We start from the raw sequence: 17,227 nt of genomic DNA, 5'->3' as shown, positions 1-17,227 counted from the left end.
GGCACAGCGGCGACGTGTAGGAAAATGCGACGTCCGGAAGCGACGAAATGGGGGCATTCGACGCCAGTTTGCCTTGCCAAGTAATCGACATGTCACAATAAGGCCCCATGCAGGACAACCGCATCAGCCCCCCCGCCCGAATCCAGCGCAATGTCCTGGCGATCGGCGAGCGACGGTTGCTCAACTGGCTCTGCGCGCGCATGCCGGCCTGGGTGAAGCCTGACCAGCTGACCGCGCTGGGCATGGTGGGCGCGGTCCTGATCTTTGCCGGATATGCCACCAGCCTGCTCGACGAGGACTGGCTGTGGCTCTGCATGCCCGGCTACCTGCTCCACTGGTTCGGCGATTCGATGGACGGCAGCCTCGCCCGCTTCCGCCATATCGAGCGTCCGCGCTACGGCTACTTCCTCGACCACAGCTGCGACGGGCTGGCGACTTTCCTGATCCTGCTCGGCATCGGGGTCAGCCCCTACGTCCGGCTCGAAGTCTCGCTGATCGCCCTCGTCGGCTACCTGCTGCTTTGCATCCACGCCTTCCTGGCGGTGCGCGTATTGGGCGAGATGCGGCTGTCCTACCTCTCGGCCGGCCCCACGGAACTGCGCCTGATCCTCATCAGCCTCACCTTCGCGATGCTGATCTTCGGCGACAAGCAGCGGGACATGGAGGCCATGACGGGGTTCGACTGGTTCGTCGGCGGCGTCGGCGTGATCCTCATCGGGATCTTCGTGGTGCAGACCGTCAAGTCCGCCCGCAAGCTCGCGCGGATCGAACCCAGCTTCTGACCGCCCGCCTCCGGGCTGCGTTCCTGTAAATTGCATGTGGACTAATGATCTTTATTGCCTCATATCTTCCTGAGAACACCGTTCTCGACCAAGGGCGAGTCGGCGGGAAGGTCGATAGGAGAGGACCATGGACAAAGTCTGGCTGGATGGCCTGCTGGCAGCCTACGAATGGCAATTGTCGCTCTATGCGGCATTCGGCATCGTCGCGCTGACGCTGGCGGGCAAGCTGCTCGCGCGGATGGAACCGACGCTGCGCGCGGCGGTCCACCTCAACGGCTCGGCCTATGCGAAGAAGATGGAGAACCCGCGCTACGCGGCGAACCAGTCGATGAACCGCAAGTGGGGCGCCGCCTTCACCCTCGTCATCTTCGGCCTGATCCTCCCGTTCTGCCTCACCGCCGACGCCCAGCCGTGGTGGCGCGTTGTGCTGGACTGCGCCGTGATCCTGATGGTCTACGACTTCTTCTACTACCTGATGCACCGCTTCCTGTTCCACGATGGCGGCGTCCTCGGCGGTCCGCTGATGTGGGTCCACGCCGTCCACCACCGGCAGCACAACCCCTGCCGAGACGATTCGAGCTACATCCACCCGCTCGAAGTGGCGATGGGACTGGGCCTCTACACCGCCTGCATCTTCGGGCTGTCGCTGGTCATGGGCGGCTTCCAGGTGGTCACGATCGTCGTGACCTGGGTGGCATTCTCGCAGATCAACCTGCACAACCACGACTTGTGGGAATCGAACCGCTTCCCGTTCCGCTATCTCAACACGATGTCGGTGATGCACCACAATCACCACGCCCGCTTCACCGGCGGCAACTTCGCGACGATCACCCTGCTCTACGACTGGATGTTCGGTACGCTCGACCGGGGCGAAGGCTACAAGGGCGCGGAATACCAGCGCAGGCCCAAGGCAGGGACGAAGGGCGCGGAGACGGCCTGAGCCTCAGTTGCAATCCCGTTCGACACGAACGGGGCGCGGAGTTGGTCTTAACGTCGGAACAACCGCCGCCAAACTCAGCCCGCTGGAACGAGATCCGCAAAAGCCGCTTCGAAGCGCGCGCGGCTGGGCGTGGGAGCAGCCGGCGCCGCGTCCTGCGTGCCCGGCGCATAGATGAAGCCGAACGCCGGGCTGGCGCGCAGGCCGAGCGACTGGGTCGGCGAGTACCAGACGCGGACGCTGCTCCAGTCGCCGTTCTCGGAGACGTCCTCGGCCATGGCCGAAGTCTCGATCATGCCGGGGCGCGACCAGTTGGCGTGGTTGAGGACGACGTGGCGCTCGTCGACGATCTTGTCGACCACCGCGACATGGCCGACGCGCATCGCGCCGCTGGCCTTGAACACCAGTACCGATCCGGCGCGCGGGCTCTGACCCCGGGCGTAGGTACCTTCGGCCTGGTCCCACCAGGTTGCCGCATTGCCGTGCAGGTCGATCCCCGAATGCGCCCTTGCATAGGGAACGCACTGTAGCGGCTTCGCCATTGCAGGCGACGCCACGGAGGCTGCGAGGGAGATGGCGATGGCTGCGACCATGGGAACCAATTTCATGGTTTGGAGTTATAACCGCCAAACCTTGCTGCGATAGCGAACGCGGCGGGCACCCACCGCCTGCCTCGCACGGTTCGTCGCTCAATTCGTCGTCCTGTGGACAACGGCGAAACGGTTGGTCCTCCCGAATGTAAACGATCGGCAGGAAACGCAGCGTTTCTGAGCGAATCAAGGCGTTATCTCGGCGAACTTCGCGCGGGAAACGTCGCCCTCGGATCGACAAGGGGACCGCCGGCCGTTTTCAGCCGAGCCCCAATCGCGAGCCGCTGCACTGCAAGGTATCGCCTCAGGAGTGCCCGGCGGTCCCGGCTCAAGCCGGGACCGCGTGACTTTTTCAGGCTTCGGACACCCTCAACCCGCCAGTGCAAGCTTCGCGGCGTCCTCACGCCCGACGCGGGGCTGGTCGGCCCAGATGCCGCGGGTGTCGTAGACCAGCTTGTCGGCGCGCTCTGCCAGCGGAACGACGCGGAACACGTCGTGGTCCACCAGCACGATGAGCACGTCGCAGGTCTCCAGCGCCTCGTCGATGTCGATGTGGGTGACGCCGGTGTCGGTGAACTCGATCGGCAGCTCGGCGGCGTAGGGCTCCACCACGGACATGCGGTCACCGAACTTGCGCGCGAGGCGGCTGGCGACGAAGCGCGCCGGGCTTTCGCGGAAGTCGTCGATGTTGGCCTTGAAGGCGAGGCCGAGGCAGGCGATGCGCGCGTCGGGGTGTGCTTCGACGAGCGCTTCGGCCTTGGCGACGACGTGGTGCATCTTGCCGTCGTTGACGCCGCGCGCGGTGCGGATCAGCGGGGTTTCCTCCGGAGCGGAGTGGACGATGAACCACGGGTCGACCGCGATGCAGTGGCCGCCCACGCCCGGGCCGGGCGAAAGGATGTTGACGCGCGGGTGGCGGTTGGCGAGGCGGATGACCTCCCACACGTCGAGGCCCATGCGGTCGGCGACGATCGACAGTTCGTTGGCGAAGGCGATGTTGACGTCGCGGTAGGCGTTCTCGACCAGCTTGGTCATCTCGGCCGCGCGCGCGTCGGTGGTGACGCATTCGCCGCGCACGAAGCGCTTGTAGAAGGCCAGCGCCTTGCGCGCGCAGCGCGGCGTGATGCCGCCGATCGAGCGGTCGTTGTTAATCAGTTCCTCTAGGATGCGGCCGGGCAGCACGCGCTCGGGGCAGTAGGCGATCGAGATGTCGGGGGTCTCGCGGGTCAGGCCGGGGATCTTCAGGTCGGGCCGCATCTGCGCGATCATGTCGCGCATCTTCTCGGTGGTGCCGACCGGCGAGGTCGATTCGAGGATCACCACGTCGCCCGCCTTCAGCACCGGCGCGATCGTGCGGCCGGCGGCGAGGACGTAGGAGATGTCGGGCGCGTGGTCCTTATCGAAGGGCGTTGGCACGGCGATGACGAAGACGTCCGCCGGCGCGACCTCGACCGAGGCGGAGAGCAGCCCGCGCGCGACGACGCCCTGGACGAGGCCGTCGAGGTCGACTTCCTCGATGTGGATTTCGCCGCGGTTGATGGTGTCCACGACCCGCTGCGAGACGTCGAGGCCGAGCACCTTGCAGCCCGCGCGCGCGATCACGGCGGCGGTGGGAAGGCCGATGTAGCCGAGGCCGACGACACAGACGCTGGGCTTGGTATCAGATTTCATGCGCGAGCAGCTCCACGATTCGGCGCGAGGTCTGCCCATCCCCGAACGGGTTGTGGGCGCGCGCCATGGCCTCGTAGGCCGCCTTATCGTCCAGCAGGGTTGATAATTCGGTAACGATCCGGCCAGCGTCGGTGCCGACCAGCTTGGCGGTGCCGGCTTCCACGCCTTCGGGGCGCTCGGTGGTCTCGCGCATGACGAGCACGGGCTTGCCGAGCGCGGGCGCTTCCTCCTGCACCCCGCCGCTGTCGGTCAGCATGATCTCGGCGATGGCAAGGAGGCGGGCGAAGTGCGGATAGTCCAGCGGCTCGATCAGCGCGACGTTGTCGAGGCCGGCGAGGCCCTCGTTCATCACCTTGCGGACGTTGGGGTTGAGGTGGACCGGGAAGATCACCGCAACGTCGGGCCGCTGGGCGATCTCGCGGATGGCCCGGGCGATGCCGGCCATGCCCTCGCCGAAGTTCTCGCGGCGGTGGCTGGTGACGCCGATGATGCGCTTGCCCGCGAACCGCGCCTCCAGTTCCGCGAGGCCCGAGGCGAGCGACGGCTTGGCCTCGATCGCGGCGGTGACCCAGTGGAGCGCGTCGATCACGGTGTTGCCGGTGACGTGGACGCGGCCCGGCGCGATGTTCTCGCGCAGCAGCGCCGCCTCGCTGGTGGTGGTGGGCGCGAAGTGCAGGCTCGCCATGGCGCCTATGATCTTGCGGTTCACCTCCTCCGGCCAGGGGTGATAGATGTTGTACGAGCGCAGCCCCGCCTCGACATGGTCGACCGGGATCTTCCTGTAATAGGCCGCGAGCGCGCCGGACATGGCGGTGGCGGTGTCGCCCTGCACGATGACGCGGTCCGGCTTCACCGCGTCCATCACCTTGCCGAGCCCCGTGAGCAGGTTCGCGGTCAACGCGTCGAGCGTCTGGTCGGGCTGCATCACGTCGAGGTCGTGGTCGGGCACGATCCCGGCGATCTCGAGCACCTGGTCGAGCATCTGGCGGTGCTGCGCCGAGACGCAGACCACGCATTCGAAGCGCGGATCGGCCTTCAGCGCATGGACGACGGGGAACATCTTGATCGCCTCGGGCCGGGTGCCGAAGACGACGAGGATTCGTGCGGGGCGGGTGCTGGTCATGCGAGGCGAAGTACCAGCCTAGTGTTAAGCATGAAATAAGATGTCCGCCGTCCGCACCGGGAGACGGGTGGACAATCCCGGAGTCTTGGGCAAAGCAGCCATCATGGCAATTCAGAGCGACAAGTGGATCCGCACCCAGGCCCAGACCCACGGCATGATCGAGCCGTTCGTGGAGGCGCAGCGCCGCGACGGGTGCATCTCCTACGGCCTTTCCTCCTACGGCTACGACGCGCGGGTGGCGGACGAGTTCAAGATCTTCACCAACGTCGATTCGGCGGTGGTCGACCCCAAGAACTTCGACAGCAACTCGTTCGTCGACCGCAAGACCGACGTGTGCGTGATCCCGCCCAACTCCTTCGCGCTCGCTCGCACGGTCGAATACTTCCGCGTGCCCAAGGACGTCTTGGTGATCTGCCTGGGCAAGAGCACCTATGCGCGCTGCGGCATCATCGTGAACGTCACCCCGCTCGAGCCTGGCTGGGAAGGCCACGTCACGCTGGAGTTCTCCAACACCACGCCGCTCCCCGCGAAGATCTACGCCAACGAAGGCGCCTGCCAGTTCCTGTTCCTCCAGGGCAACGAGCCGTGCGAGGTCAGCTATGCCGACCGCGCCGGCAAGTACATGGGCCAGCGCGGGGTCACGCTGCCAAAGCTCTGAGAGGGGCAGCCGCCTGCCGACAGCCCTCATCCCGGCGAGGGCCGACCGAGGGGAACCCTTGAGGCGCAGCCTCGCCGACAACCGACCGCCAGGCATGGCAATGCCGATCGCCGGGAACAAAGCCCCTCCCCGCCCGCTTCTCCCGCTGAGATAAACTGGCCGGGAGACGTGCCGTGTCGAAGATCGCCGCCATCATCGGGCGTTTCCTGATCGCCCTCATCTTCATCTTCTCCGGTGCGGGCAAGCTCATGGACATCGGTGGAACCGAGACCATGATCGTGGCCGCCGGCCTCCCCTCCGGACTCGCCATTCCGACTGCGCTGTTCGAACTGCTCGCCGGGCTCTGCCTTGCCGCCGGGTTCATGGTGCGGCTGGTGGCCGTGCTTCTCGCCGTGTTCACGGCAATGACCGTCCTGTTCTTCCACGCCCAGTTCGGTGATCCGATGCAGCGGATCATGGCGCTCAAGAACTTCGCGATCATCGGCGGCCTCGCGCTCGCCTTCGCGCATAGCCAGATGTGGAGCCACTACTACGCGATCGCGCGAGAACGCCGCGGCGAGATTGCCGCCCGCACCTCGGAGGAGCGCGTGCGCGACGCCGAACTGCGCGCCGCCAAGGCCGAGGCCCGCGCCGACGCGCTGGCACAGGGCACCACGGTCGCACCGGGCACTGCCTACGGGCCCCGCGCCGTCGTCACCGATAACGGCGACGTGGTCCCCGTCAGCCGCCGCCGCCGCTTCTTCGACTGGTAGGCATCCCTCCCCAAAGGGGAACTTGACCTCCCGCCGCGGGACGCTGAGCATGCGTTCAAAATCGGCGGGAGAGCATATGTCTGATACCTTGGAGGCGCGCCTCGACGCGCTGGAAACCCGGCTTCGCGCTGCCGAAGACCAGCTCGAAATCCAGAACCTGCTGATGACCTACGGGCCCTTGGTCGACAGCGCCACGGCCGAGCCTGCCGGCAAGCTGTGGGTAGAGGGCGGCGGCTACAGCTTCACCCTCCCCGACGGCGGCACCAGGCGCCTCGAAGCGCCGGACGAGATCGCGGGGATGTACGGCTGGCCCGGCCATCTCGACCTCGTGAACACCGGCTGCGCGCACCTCACCGCAACGCCGAAGATCACCGTGCGCGGCGACGAGGCCGAGGCATCGGGCTATTCCATGGTTATCCTCAGGGAGGGCGAGCGCTGGTTCCTCTGGCGTGCGGCGGTCAACCACTGGACGCTGAAGCGCACGCCGGATGGCTGGCGCATCGCCGAACGCCTCAACCGCGCGCTCGACGGCAGCGAGGACAGCCACGCGATCATGCGCAAGGTCCTCGCCGCATGAGCCGTTTTGCAGGCAAGGTCGCGATCATCACCGGTGCCTCGACCGGGCTCGGTCCCGTCATGGCACGGATGCTGGCGGACGAGGGCGCCAACCTCGTGCTGGCCGCGCGGCGGCTCGAACTGGTGGAGGAGGTCGCCCGGGGCATCGGCGCGAATGCCATCGCCGTGCGCGCCGACGTCACCGACGAGGCCGACGTCGCCGCCATGGTCGAGGCGGCGATGGGCCGCTGGGGCCAGGTCGACGTGATGATGAACAATGCGGCCGTCCCCGGCGTCGACAAGTTCATCTGGGAGCAGACGGTCGACAACTTCCTCGACACCTACAAGGTGGACTGCATGGCCGCGATGCTCTGCACGCGCGAGGTGCTCAACCGCTCGATGATGGCGCGGCGCAAGGGCGCGATCGTCAACTTCTCGTCGAGCGCGGGGTGGGACGGCATGGTCCGCAAGAGCCACTATTCCGCCGCCAAGGGGGCGCTTCGCATCCTGACCAAGACCATCGCGCGCGAGGTCGGCGAATACGGCATCCGCTGCAACTGCGTGGTCCCCGGCGCCATCGGCACCGATCTGATGGTCAACTACATGAAGCGCGTCGCCGCCGAGCAGGGCAGGCCGGTGGAGGAGATCGAGGCCGGCATCGTCGCCCCCCTTCCGCTCAAGACCTTCTCCACGCCCGAGGACGTGGCCCGCCTCGCCCTGTTCCTCGCCTCGGACGAGGCGCGCACGATCACCGGGCAGTCGGTGAACGTCGATGCCGGGCTGGTGATGTCGTGACCTTGGACGACCTCCTCGCCCGCGAGGCGATCCGCGACCTCGTCGCGCGCTACACCGCCGCCGGAGACCGCCTGCGCGTGGACGAGTTCGTGGCCTGCTTCACCGACGACGCGGTGATAGAAAGCGAGCGCGTCGCCCCCGATCGGCTGTTCCGCTACGAGGGCCGAGCCGCGATCCGCGCCTGGCAGGAGCGCTGGCTGGCAGGCGATGGCGGCACGCACGGCGCCACCTTCGTGCGCCACCACCTCTCCACCTCGAGGATCGATCTCACCGGTCCGGACGTGGCGAGCGGGCGCACCTACTGGGCCGCCTGGACCGACATCGGCCCCGACCACGCCGGCTATTACCTCGACAGCTTTCGCCGTGTGGACGGCGAATGGCTGATCGCCCACCGCCGCGTCCGGCTGGACTGGGAAGCGGAAGGCAGCCTGTTCAAGGCCGCCGTCGCGAACGCGCAGGGCTGATATTCCAGCATCGGTGAAGAGCGAGAAACTAAGGTGGGATGCCCGGCAGCGGGCTTCGCGTATTCGACAGGGCATTGACGACACGGCCAAAACCCAGCATGAGCGCGGCCATCGCACGATGGGGCGGTTAGCTCAGTTGGTAGAGCATCTCGTTTACACCGAGAGGGTCAGCGGTTCGAGCCCGTTACCGCCCACCATCCAAAACACACGGAAATTCAGGACCTCACGCCCTTTCGGGTTGTGAGGATTTTGTTGTTGTCCTTCGTAATGGTCAGCAAATGGTCAGCGCGCCAGCGGGTGGCTTCGCGGTCGACCTGCCCCCACAGTTTGGTCAGCGCCCGATTCGTCGCCTTCATCTTGAGGGGGTCCACGTGGGCATAGATGTCGCTGGTGCTCTCCAGCGTGTCGTCCTTGTCCTTGTGCCCGAGCAGCGCGCTGATCTGCTCGCCCGGCACTGCCTGGCCGCGCAGGTAGGTCGCGACGGTGTGGCGGATGGTCTTGGGGATCACGGCCACCGGCAAGCCCAGCTTCGATCGCATCGTGCGCCACCAGATCTTGCGCGACTTCACCTTCGTGCCGCCCGGCCATGCCGCGAACAGCTTCTGCAGTGGCTCGATGACCGGCACGATGGGATTCCGCTTATCGGTAAGCGCCCATCCGGCCGGGTGCAGGTCCGCGACCTCCCCGCGCCACTGGGCGGCTGGATCGAAGGCGAGCAGCGCGTCGGGACGGCCGGCAGTACCGATCATCAGCCATATCCATGCCTGCACGTCCGGCTCGTGGTCCGCGAAGGCGACGATAGCGCCCAGCTGCGCCGGGGTCAGCGTCGTGCGGCGCGGCTTCGAGCGCAGCGTCTTCTCGACGCTGGGGATGTTCGGCGCGGCCGGGATGCGCTTCTCGTCGGCCGCGTGGCGCAGGGCGGCGCGCATGTCGTCGATGTTCCGCTGCACCGCCTCGCCAGACACGCCGTTGCTGGTGTGGCGGTAGACCTTGCCGCCCCATTCGACCTCCCACGAGTGCGGGCCCATGCGCCAGCGCCGGAAGCGCGCGACCGCGCCCTTCGTCAGCCCGGCCACCGTGGCGCCCGTCGTAAGCTCGTCCTGCTGCAGCCAGCCGATCCAGGCACGGAACGACGACTTCACCGTATCGAGGCGATGGACGTCTGGTCCGTGCTCACGCAGGTAGTGGAACAGGTGAGGCACCAGCTCTGCCTGGTCGGCAGGCTGCGGCGCCTTGGACCGCGCAGCCGCCTCGTGGCTGCGCAGGACCTCGCCGGCCCGCTCTACATCCCGGCACTTAGTGCTGCGATAGATAACGGTCCGACCGGTCGCGGTGGCGATCTGCCAGATGTCGGGGGACTTCCCGTCCCGCCGCTTGTCGAGCCAGAAGTCTCCGACGATGAGCGGGGAGGTGTCGCGGGGCATAATTCGTTCGCTTCGATCTCGAGGAGTAGGTGGAGGACGCCGAAACCGGCAAGCTCCTTCAGCTGGTCGAGGCTGAAGGTGGCGCCGGTGCCGTTGCGCAGGGCGCGGCGGAACTTCGAATTGATGGCCTGGGCGGTCATGTTGCCTCACCTCCAATGCGCGATGACATGCCAGCCCGGCTCGGGCATCTCCATGTCGAGTTTGCTGAGTAGGGCGCCGAGCGCCATCACCGCTTTCGGCGGGGCCCATGCGCGGTTGAGCACGTCAAACGAAACAGGGTTGGTGAGAAATTGAAGGTTTGCCGTCTTCACGGCCACATGGCCAACGGCCACATACTTCCCGTCCCTGCCGTCGAAGAGGCAGGTCAGGCCGTCCTTGGGATTAGCCTCCGGCTTGAAGGCGCTATCGCAGTAGGGCTCCAAGAACTCATACATCGTGTCGTCGCCGTCGGGAGCACTGAACAGGTCGGCCAGTTCGCGATAGTCGAGCACGACGCCCCAGAGGACGTAGGTGTTGATCTGCGTGCTCATGCCGCCGGCTCCCAAAATAGTGCGTTCGGAATGTTCCACCGCGCAGGCTGGCGGATGATGCCGTCGCGCTCCATCTGCCGGAGCTTGCGGCGCATCTGAGCAAGGAGCAGGTGCTCCCCCGCGCGGTCATCGATTAGGGGGCGAAGGCGATCGAGGATGCGATAGGTCTGAGCCCCGGAGCCGATCGCTCGCAGGACTTCGGTGTTGGTGAGGAAGCGGATCTTCACGCGCGTCATTCTACCTGCCCCACCGTGCGGATCTCGTGGTTGCGGGTGCGCAGGAACGGCACGAAGTCGCTCCCTTCATACTCCGCCGCCTCGCTGGAGCGCGCTTCGATGATTTCGAACGTGTCGCCCGGCCCGAGCTCGCGCTCGGCCGCCGCGATGACCGCCTCGCGGCTGGCTTCTTCCGCGATGTCGTATGATTCTTCGCCGACGTGGCCGGCCCACCATCTCCAAGGTGTCATGCGACCTTCTCCTCGGCTGGCGCCCGGTATCGGATGCGGTGATCCTGGGGCAGGTAGCTGCGGAACGCGGCGACCGCCTCGTCGATGCTTGGGTGATTAAGCACCATGTCCTCGTGCGCTGTCCGCTCATGGAACATCAGTTCGAAGTGACCGGCTGCCTTTGCGCGGATCTCGCACCTGATGCGCGCCTCGTGGCAGAGCAGAACGAGCCGCGTCAGTGGCATGAAGTCGTAGGTCGACATCGTGCCGTCGCGCCAAGGCACTGTCATTTGGCCGTGGCCGTCCCAAGCTCCAACGCCCCAGTTGATCTTGTCCCAGTTGATCGGTGCGTTGTAGATGCCGTTGCCGATCATCCCGCATATATCGATCACTTTCGCTTGGAAGGCGCTCAACGTCTCCGGTACGGGTTTCCAGTTGCGGCGGCTGGCATTGTTGCGATTGGAGGCCGCGTTGTTGCTCTCGGCCCAGCGAGCGTGATCCATGTTCGCGTAGCTCATGACAGCCGCACTCCGGACGATGCCCCCGCCATCTTAGGCTTGCATAGCCCTACTCGCTTGGGCACTTTGCTATTGAGTTTGCGGGAAGAGGTTTGCTTATAATGAACTTCAAGATTGGGTTCTTCGACGAAGACCGGACCTGGGTCGCGGCGCGTGATAGTGTCAGATTTGTAGGCATGGCGGAGGATCGCGACCTTACCTTCTATGCAACCGCCGAAGCGCTCGATGACCAAGACAGCGGCAATGGCCCGCCTAGCGGTGCCAAGGCCGAAGAGATGTTCGATCAACAGCGGGACCGCTTTTACGCGGCCGCTCATACTGTGGCTGAGCGAGACGGCGGCGCGTCGGGGTCGTACCTGATCACAGACGAATTGCTCCAGGACCTTCACCTCTAAAGTGTTGACGCGGGTCATGCTGCCTGCACCTCCCTCGCCGCGATCTCGTCGGCCATGTTGGCGCGCACGAGGGCTTCGGAGAGCGGCGGGCAGACGCTGTTGCCGCACTTAGCTACCTGGGCCGTCTTCGTGATCGGTTTGCCGTGGGCGTCCACGTCGATGATGTAGTCGGCGGGGAAGCCCTGCGCGTTGAACAGCTCGCGCGGGGTGAGCATGCGCATGCCGATATCGACGATGACGTATTCCTCGCCCTCGATCGTCACCGTGACCAGGCCGAAGCGGTCCTGGACGGTGACAGTACCGAGCGGGTTGGTCAGCCCGTGTCCGTCTTCCTCGTTGCCGTAGTATTTGATCAGGAACGCGCGGACCTCGGCCATGTGCGTGCCGCTGGCGCACACCGTATGCATCGGCTCGCCCACGGGTACGCCGCACGATTCGAGGTGGCTCTGTTCTCCGCCGCGCAACTTCACAAGGTTGGACGTCACAAGGCGCTGCTGACTGCCCGTCGTAGCGACCGTCGAAAGCGGCGCGTCCGCCGGGCGACCCGCGAGGTTCTCGTTGTTCGGGCCGCCGTTGGCCTGCTCGAGGTGAGCGCACACTACGGCGTGTCGTGGCGCGCCGGCCATGACGGTATGCAGGGGCTCGCTGGGATCGACGCCCTGCCCGTTCTGCGCGAACTTCTGCATGAAGGCCGCCACGACGGAATGCTTGGCGTTGCCCTCGATCGTCTGCAGCGGCGCAAAGGGGTCAGTCGGCGCGTTGCCGCTAGCAAACTTCTGCAGCACCGCCGCAGCCACGCAGTTCTGATCCTTGTTTGATGCGGTGACCGTATGAAGCGGATCCTCGACTGAGCGGCTGGCACCGCCCTGCTGCGCATAGGTCATGAATGGGACGGCGGACGCCTCGACCACGCCAAGGGGTGCGCTCCCTCCCGGCCGCTTGATGAAGCTGTTCGCCGTGATGGTGTGCATAGGCTCGTCGACGCCGTGCCCGATGGCACCAGAGCGGAACTTCGTGATGTGAGGCGCGACGATGGCGTGCTCGCCGCGGTTCGCCCCGGTCACCGTCGCCATCGGCTGGTCGACGGATGCCCCGCGCGCGCCGGCCTGATGGTGGGTCAGCGGCACGATGAACGGCGCCGGGTTGTTGACGACGAACTTCATGATGCCGTGCGCGATGCGACGCAGGGTTTTCTCAGCCAGCGGCTTCTTGCGCTCGAAGATCGATGGGCACGGGATCGACCAGTCGATGATCTCAGATGCCGTACGCCATGGCTTGTGGTTGCCGCTCAGTACCTCGGGCGAGCCCGGCTTGCCGTGCGTCGGCTTCGGCCACACGATGGGCTTGCCGTCGCGGCGGGCGATCATGAAGAAGCGCTTGCGGATGGTCGGCGCGCCGTAGTCGCAGGCACGCAACTCGCGGAACTGGAGCTTGTAGCCAGCCCTCCGCAGTTCCTTACACCACTTCTCGAACGTCTCGCCCGCGCGCTCCTTGATCGGCATCCCGGCATCGCAGAGCGGGCCCCATGTGCGGAACTCCTCCACGTTCTCTAGCAGGATTAGATCGGGCTGGACGCGCTGCGCCCACAGCACGACGATCCATGCGAGATCCCGGATGGACTTCTCCCGAGGCTTGCCGCCCTTCGCCTTGCTGAAGTGCTTGCAGTCGGGAGAGAACCACGCGAGGTCGACCTTCCGGCCCTTCACGATGTCGCGCGGGTCGATCTGCCAGATGTTGTTGCGGATGTGCATGGTGCCGGGGTGATTGACCTCGTGCATCCGGATCGCTTCTTCGTCGTGGTTGATGGCGATGTCGACTGCGCGACCCAGCGCAGCCTCGATGCCGGTCGATGCCCCGCCGCCGCCGGCAAAATTGTCGATAATCAGACCGTTCACGCGGCTCTCCTGGTGTCTTGGAAATGGGGCTCGAGGTGCGCACGGCCGACGGCGGCGGTGATCTGCAGCTTCCCGGCCTCGACAAGGGCAAGCTGCTCCTCGAAGGTCTTCGGGCGCCGCGCCTCCGCCTTCTCGGCAGCGCCCTTTTGACGGCGCCAAAGCGATTTCGCGTCGTCGAAGCCGTGCTCGGTGAGCAGCTGGCGGAAGGCGTAGATCTCGCTCGCACCCTGCGGCGGCCAGTTGGCCTGCACGAAGCTTCCCGGCGTCACCCGCCCAGGCAGCGCGGGAGGGGGTAGCGTCTCGCCGCGCTCAGCCAGTTCCGCCGCGAAAGCGTTGCGCAACTTGTAGGCCGCGCAGGAGCCGATCGCCGCGATCTTCGCCGCCCGGCTGACCGGGATGCGGTCCATCAGCATAGAGCGCAGGGCCTGCTTCTGGCTCTCGGGGATGAACCGGTTGCTCTCGGCCTGCGCATGGCGCGCGCCGGTGTCGTCGCAGCCGGGCAGGACCTCGCCTTTACGCTTCAGGCGCTTGATCAGGCGGGTGCGGATGCGGGTGCAGCTCGTCTTCGAGACACCGGTCCGCTCCGAGATCTTGGCGGTACCAAGGCCCTGGAGGAACAGCTGCTCCACCTCGCCCTTTTTCGCCTTGCTCAGCTTGACACCGGAATACGCCTCACCGCCGCCGGGGGGTGGTAGGAGAGCCTTGCCGCGCCCGACCAGGTCACGGTTGTACAGGCGGCGCTGGTGCGCCACGCACGCCGCTGACACGCCCATGCGCAGCTGGATGTCGACGGCCTTGAGGCCCTTCTTCAGCGCGTAGCGTACCCGCTCGCGACCCTGCTCCGTCAGGCAACCATGCGAGTCGCGCTCGGCTGGCGTGTAGCCGCGCCTGGTGCAGAGCCCGATCAGGATGGCGTTGGTGGCGCTGATCTCGGAGGTACCGAACTGGGCGCCGATGCGGGCGAACGACCAGCCTTCGACTTCGCGGAGGCGGATCGCTTCATCCAGCTGAGCGCCAGCAATGCGCGGCTTGGGGGCGGCGGCCTGCCTGGTCGACTTGAGGCCCAGCTTGTTCGCCTTGACGTAGATCGAATGCCACGAGCGGCCCGGGAGCTGGTCCGCCACGTCGATGCCGCGCGCCGGGTAGTGGGCGCGCAGGATCTCCAGTTCGGCTGGGGTCCAGCGGGGGATGCGATGCGCGGGCACGTCAGATGCTCTCGCCGACCGGGACGGGCCGCGCGTGGCCCGCGGGCGTCACCGGCGACAAGTCGCCATGCTCGCCGCAGCCACGCCCGATCAGCCCCTTGTTTTCGCGGCTGACAAAGTCCTCCCAGTGGATCCAGCCATGTGGGCAGTCGAAGCCCCACTCCCGGACCTTCGGCCCAGTAATGAACAGGGACATCGCCTTCTCGCCTGGGATCACCTCGAGGCGGTGCATGGCCTCGGCCGACCGCTTCACGACGTCACCAGCCTTGCGGATGACCCGGCCCTCGGGTGTGTGCTCGATGTAGCTGCCCGAGATCAGATAGCTGACGTTCGCCCAGGGGTGATCGTGCATCGCGCGGTCCTCGTCGCTCTTGAGCACGGCGTGGAGGTAGACGTTCAGCTGCTCGTTGCGCGGGATGATCCACCAGCGCAGCAACTGACGGTCGCCGATGACGAAGTCCTGCTCGCGCTGCATGATGCCTTCGGCCCATGCCTGCATCTCGGGAAGGGTTGCGTAACCGAGGTTCATAGGGTCAGAAATCCTTGTCCGGCCGCGCTGCCAGCGTCTCGCGGGCCTTGCGCAGGGTGTGCTCGACGAGGACGCGAAGCATCTCAGGCGCCGGCGCGACTGGCAGGCCGGTGATACCGGTCCACTTGCTCGCGATGGCGTCGGCGTGATCGTCCGTCTCTTCGTCAGTCAAATAGAGGCTCGCGACGGCACCGACGCCGCGAGCTGGTTGCGCAATCCCGGAACGGCAGGGGGTGGGGTTTTCCGGTCGGTAGCTTGCGGGGGAGAGGTGGGAGCCGGGGGCGATCACAGGCCGCCCTCCGGTTCCGTGCGACCCGACAGGCTGCCGGGGTGAAAGAGGATGGCGGCGGCACAGGCCGCGAACAGCATGCCGATCACCAGCACGGCGCCGAACATCTCGGGCCAGAAGGCGTCAGACAGCACGAAGGCCATCACAGCCGGGCTATCGAGAAGGACCGGCGTCCATGCGTGCGCGGTGAAGACCGCGAGGGCGATCAGGCCGATGGCGAGGATGCGCTTCACAGTTCACCTGCCAGGAGCATGCGCTCCAGCACGAAGTCGAGCATGTCGACTGCGTTGTCGAAGGTGACGTAGTGGCCCGTGGTGAGGCGGAGGCGGATCATGCGCCCAGCCCGAAGATCGGCAGGCGGGTGACGCCCCAATCGCGCAGCTGCACCTCGGCGCGGCTGCAGGCGTATTCGATCCAGACGTCGCGCTGCGGCCCCTCGCACTCGACCGCCGTGAGGAAGTCGCAGATCAGGCTGGCGGCGAGGTCGCGATCGACGAAGCTAACCGCGTTTGGCGACTGGCTTCGGGGGGTGGTCTGGTCGGTGATGATGGATGCGCGGTGCATCGTGATCTCCACGAGGGCGGTGTACCCTGATGGAGGTAGGATTAGTTGGATGTTTCCGACGTGTCAAACGCTAAGTTTGATATTTCCTACTTACTCATCCGGCCATATTTCGTCCGGCCAGAAATCTTGCTCTTGGTGTGGCGATCTAGTTTCGTCCGCCGTTGTTTCCGGCAACAAGGGTAACTTGCCATCGAACGCGACACGGATCGCAGCGCCGTAGCTCGTTGCTTCCTGGAAGACAGCGATGATGGTGTGCCCGGCCTGGAGGTACTTACCCATCCGATAGGCATGCTCGGCCCGAAGGTATCCCAACTGAACACCCCGCTCGGAGTAAACGGCTATAGCTCGTTCATCGGCCGGATTCTTAGGTTCGGGACGAAGTTCGATGGGGTCGCCAGGCGTGCAGACGGCAATCTCGAAGCGCCGCGTTGGCCCCTTCGCTTTGTTTGGGAAGCCGGCCCCAACGACCGCAAGGGATTGCCCCAGAAGCTTCAATTTTTCGGGAGAGTAATTACGATCGGCTGGGGAGGACTTGACCTCTCTGGCGTCGGCTGAATCCAAGCAAGCCCCCCGATGATACCACCGATGATGATCGCCACGGCTGCGAACGCCAAAGCAGTCCACTGAAGCTTCCAGGACGACAGGTCCGACTTTGTCGGAAGCTCAGTCAGCCTATCAAGTTTGGTTGCGACATCACCTAATACCTGCTTGATGTCACGCATGTCCTCCCGAACATGTTCCATGTGTGCTTCAAGTTTGGAAACGCGGCCATCCATTCCATCAGATATGCCACCTCCCCCGCCCGCTTTCAACAGGTCGGCTTTGGCTTGAGCGAGTTCCCTGGTTTGTTGGGCGTGTCGATCCAACACGAGTCTGACATCAACAGTTCCATCCTCATCGACGGTGCTCATTTCAGCTTCACCTCGCCACGGCGCTTCCAAATCTCCCAAGTCTCATCTGCGTAACGCCAAATGTCTTCCAACTGCGCTTCGAGGCTCTCCGTTTCATCCCCCCGTGATGCTAAGATAGCCAGATAAACTGATCTCATTCCCAGAGTGTGATTGGCAGCCAGCAGCGCGACGTCCTTTTGCATTTGCTGAACCGCC

25 protein-coding genes and 1 tRNA gene are annotated in these 17,227 nt (G+C 65.5%); 9 read left to right on the top strand and 17 right to left on the bottom strand.

Annotated features, from left to right (window positions below):
- Positions 1-107 precede the first annotated feature (107 nt).
- Positions 108-782 (top strand): CDP-alcohol phosphatidyltransferase family protein, encoded by a 675-nt coding sequence (locus tag PMI02_RS22795; protein ID WP_007687450.1) that lies wholly within the window; start codon positions 108-110, stop codon positions 780-782.
- A gap of 127 nt (positions 783-909) precedes the next feature.
- Positions 910-1,722 (top strand): sterol desaturase family protein, encoded by an 813-nt coding sequence (locus PMI02_RS22790; RefSeq protein WP_007687447.1) that lies wholly within the window; start codon positions 910-912, stop codon positions 1,720-1,722.
- A 74-nt stretch (positions 1,723-1,796) separates the two neighbouring features.
- Here PMI02_RS22790 and PMI02_RS22785 read toward each other — a convergent pair whose 3' ends face one another.
- The 3 genes from PMI02_RS22785 to wecB form a co-directional block, all read right to left on the bottom strand.
- Positions 1,797-2,312 (bottom strand): CHAP domain-containing protein, encoded by a 516-nt coding sequence (locus PMI02_RS22785; protein ID WP_007687445.1) that lies wholly within the window; start codon positions 2,310-2,312, stop codon positions 1,797-1,799.
- 366 nt (positions 2,313-2,678) lie between these two features.
- Complete coding sequence (gene wecC / locus PMI02_RS22780) at positions 2,679-3,980, bottom strand: UDP-N-acetyl-D-mannosamine dehydrogenase (protein WP_007687443.1); 1,302 nt, start codon at positions 3,978-3,980, stop codon at positions 2,679-2,681.
- The gene (gene wecB, locus PMI02_RS22775; protein WP_007687441.1) at positions 3,970-5,103 is read right to left on the bottom strand and encodes a non-hydrolyzing UDP-N-acetylglucosamine 2-epimerase; all 1,134 of its coding nucleotides are present in this window, start codon (positions 5,101-5,103) and stop codon (positions 3,970-3,972) included. Before wecB ends, wecC begins: the two co-directional genes overlap by 11 nt.
- A 103-nt stretch (positions 5,104-5,206) precedes the next feature.
- Here wecB and dcd point away from each other — a divergent pair, with 103 nt between their 5' ends.
- From dcd to PMI02_RS22745, 6 genes are all read left to right on the top strand, one after another.
- Positions 5,207-5,761 (top strand): dCTP deaminase, encoded by a 555-nt coding sequence (dcd, locus tag PMI02_RS22770; RefSeq protein WP_036505132.1) that lies wholly within the window; start codon positions 5,207-5,209, stop codon positions 5,759-5,761.
- Positions 5,762-5,934: 173 nt separating this feature from the next.
- Positions 5,935-6,513 (top strand): DoxX family protein, encoded by a 579-nt coding sequence (locus PMI02_RS22765; protein WP_007687437.1) that lies wholly within the window; start codon positions 5,935-5,937, stop codon positions 6,511-6,513.
- A 76-nt stretch (positions 6,514-6,589) separates the two neighbouring features.
- On the top strand, positions 6,590-7,090 hold the full coding sequence (locus PMI02_RS22760) for a nuclear transport factor 2 family protein (protein ID WP_007687435.1): 501 nt from the start codon (positions 6,590-6,592) through the stop codon (positions 7,088-7,090).
- Entirely contained in the window at positions 7,087-7,863 is a 777-nt protein-coding gene (locus tag PMI02_RS22755; protein ID WP_007687433.1) for an SDR family NAD(P)-dependent oxidoreductase, read from the top strand. Before PMI02_RS22760 ends, PMI02_RS22755 begins: the two co-directional genes overlap by 4 nt.
- Positions 7,860-8,327, top strand: a complete 468-nt coding sequence (locus PMI02_RS22750) for a nuclear transport factor 2 family protein (protein WP_007687431.1) — start codon at positions 7,860-7,862, stop codon at positions 8,325-8,327. The genes PMI02_RS22755 and PMI02_RS22750 overlap by 4 nt, the downstream gene beginning before the upstream one ends.
- Positions 8,328-8,448: 121 nt before the next feature.
- Positions 8,449-8,524: transfer RNA gene (locus PMI02_RS22745), tRNA-Val, on the top strand.
- Between the two features lie 18 nt (positions 8,525-8,542).
- Here PMI02_RS22745 and PMI02_RS22740 read toward each other — a convergent pair.
- The 5 genes from PMI02_RS22740 to PMI02_RS22720 all read right to left on the bottom strand — a co-directional run bounded on the left by PMI02_RS22740 (position 8,543) and on the right by PMI02_RS22720 (position 11,244).
- Complete coding sequence (locus PMI02_RS22740) at positions 8,543-9,751, bottom strand: hypothetical protein (protein WP_007687429.1); 1,209 nt, start codon at positions 9,749-9,751, stop codon at positions 8,543-8,545.
- A gap of 146 nt (positions 9,752-9,897) precedes the next feature.
- Positions 9,898-10,281, bottom strand: coding sequence for a hypothetical protein (locus PMI02_RS22735; protein ID WP_007687427.1), 384 nt, complete (start codon positions 10,279-10,281; stop codon positions 9,898-9,900).
- Entirely contained in the window at positions 10,278-10,517 is a 240-nt protein-coding gene (locus PMI02_RS22730) for a hypothetical protein (protein WP_007687425.1), read from the bottom strand. Before PMI02_RS22730 ends, PMI02_RS22735 begins: the two co-directional genes overlap by 4 nt.
- Positions 10,514-10,747 (bottom strand): hypothetical protein, encoded by a 234-nt coding sequence (locus tag PMI02_RS22725; protein ID WP_007687423.1) that lies wholly within the window; start codon positions 10,745-10,747, stop codon positions 10,514-10,516. The genes PMI02_RS22730 and PMI02_RS22725 overlap by 4 nt, the downstream gene beginning before the upstream one ends.
- Positions 10,744-11,244 carry a hypothetical protein gene (locus PMI02_RS22720; protein WP_007687420.1) on the bottom strand — a complete coding sequence of 167 codons (501 nt, stop codon included), beginning with the start codon at positions 11,242-11,244 and terminating at the stop codon, positions 10,744-10,746. The genes PMI02_RS22725 and PMI02_RS22720 overlap by 4 nt, the downstream gene beginning before the upstream one ends.
- A gap of 101 nt (positions 11,245-11,345) precedes the next feature.
- Here PMI02_RS22720 and PMI02_RS22715 point away from each other — a divergent pair, with 101 nt between their 5' ends.
- Entirely contained in the window at positions 11,346-11,639 is a 294-nt protein-coding gene (locus PMI02_RS22715) for a DUF1488 family protein (protein ID WP_007687419.1), read from the top strand.
- A gap of 14 nt (positions 11,640-11,653) precedes the next feature.
- Here the strand turns inward: PMI02_RS22715 and PMI02_RS22710 are convergent, their stop codons facing one another.
- The 9 genes from PMI02_RS22710 to PMI02_RS22675 form a co-directional block, all read right to left on the bottom strand.
- The gene (locus tag PMI02_RS22710; protein ID WP_007687417.1) at positions 11,654-13,534 is read right to left on the bottom strand and encodes a DNA cytosine methyltransferase; all 1,881 of its coding nucleotides are present in this window, start codon (positions 13,532-13,534) and stop codon (positions 11,654-11,656) included.
- Entirely contained in the window at positions 13,531-14,739 is a 1,209-nt protein-coding gene (locus PMI02_RS22705; protein WP_007687410.1) for a hypothetical protein, read from the bottom strand. Before PMI02_RS22705 ends, PMI02_RS22710 begins: the two co-directional genes overlap by 4 nt.
- 1 nt (position 14,740) lies before the next feature.
- Positions 14,741-15,268 carry a hypothetical protein gene (locus PMI02_RS22700; RefSeq protein ID WP_007687409.1) on the bottom strand — a complete coding sequence of 176 codons (528 nt, stop codon included), beginning with the start codon at positions 15,266-15,268 and terminating at the stop codon, positions 14,741-14,743.
- Between the two features lie 4 nt (positions 15,269-15,272).
- A complete protein-coding gene (locus PMI02_RS27445; protein ID WP_157222659.1) occupies positions 15,273-15,440 on the bottom strand; it encodes a hypothetical protein in 168 nt (55 codons plus the stop codon).
- Positions 15,441-15,553: 113 nt separating this feature from the next.
- Complete coding sequence (locus PMI02_RS22695) at positions 15,554-15,790, bottom strand: hypothetical protein (RefSeq protein WP_007687404.1); 237 nt, start codon at positions 15,788-15,790, stop codon at positions 15,554-15,556.
- Between the two features lie 97 nt (positions 15,791-15,887).
- Positions 15,888-16,121, bottom strand: coding sequence for a hypothetical protein (locus PMI02_RS22690; RefSeq protein ID WP_007687402.1), 234 nt, complete (start codon positions 16,119-16,121; stop codon positions 15,888-15,890).
- A gap of 90 nt (positions 16,122-16,211) precedes the next feature.
- Positions 16,212-16,616, bottom strand: coding sequence for an HIRAN domain-containing protein (locus PMI02_RS22685; RefSeq protein WP_052025708.1), 405 nt, complete (start codon positions 16,614-16,616; stop codon positions 16,212-16,214).
- Positions 16,613-17,032 carry a hypothetical protein gene (locus PMI02_RS22680; protein ID WP_036505088.1) on the bottom strand — a complete coding sequence of 140 codons (420 nt, stop codon included), beginning with the start codon at positions 17,030-17,032 and terminating at the stop codon, positions 16,613-16,615. Before PMI02_RS22680 ends, PMI02_RS22685 begins: the two co-directional genes overlap by 4 nt.
- Entirely contained in the window at positions 17,029-17,214 is a 186-nt protein-coding gene (locus PMI02_RS22675; RefSeq protein WP_007687400.1) for a hypothetical protein, read from the bottom strand. Before PMI02_RS22675 ends, PMI02_RS22680 begins: the two co-directional genes overlap by 4 nt.
- Positions 17,215-17,227: the final 13 nt, after the last annotated feature.

Origin of the sequence: Novosphingobium sp. AP12 (genome assembly GCF_000281975.1) — a bacterium.
In the GTDB taxonomy this organism is placed as follows: Bacteria; Pseudomonadota; Alphaproteobacteria; order Sphingomonadales; family Sphingomonadaceae; genus Novosphingobium.
Note: the sequence above shows the minus strand (reverse complement) of the source record. Positions and strands in the feature narration are given on the sequence as shown.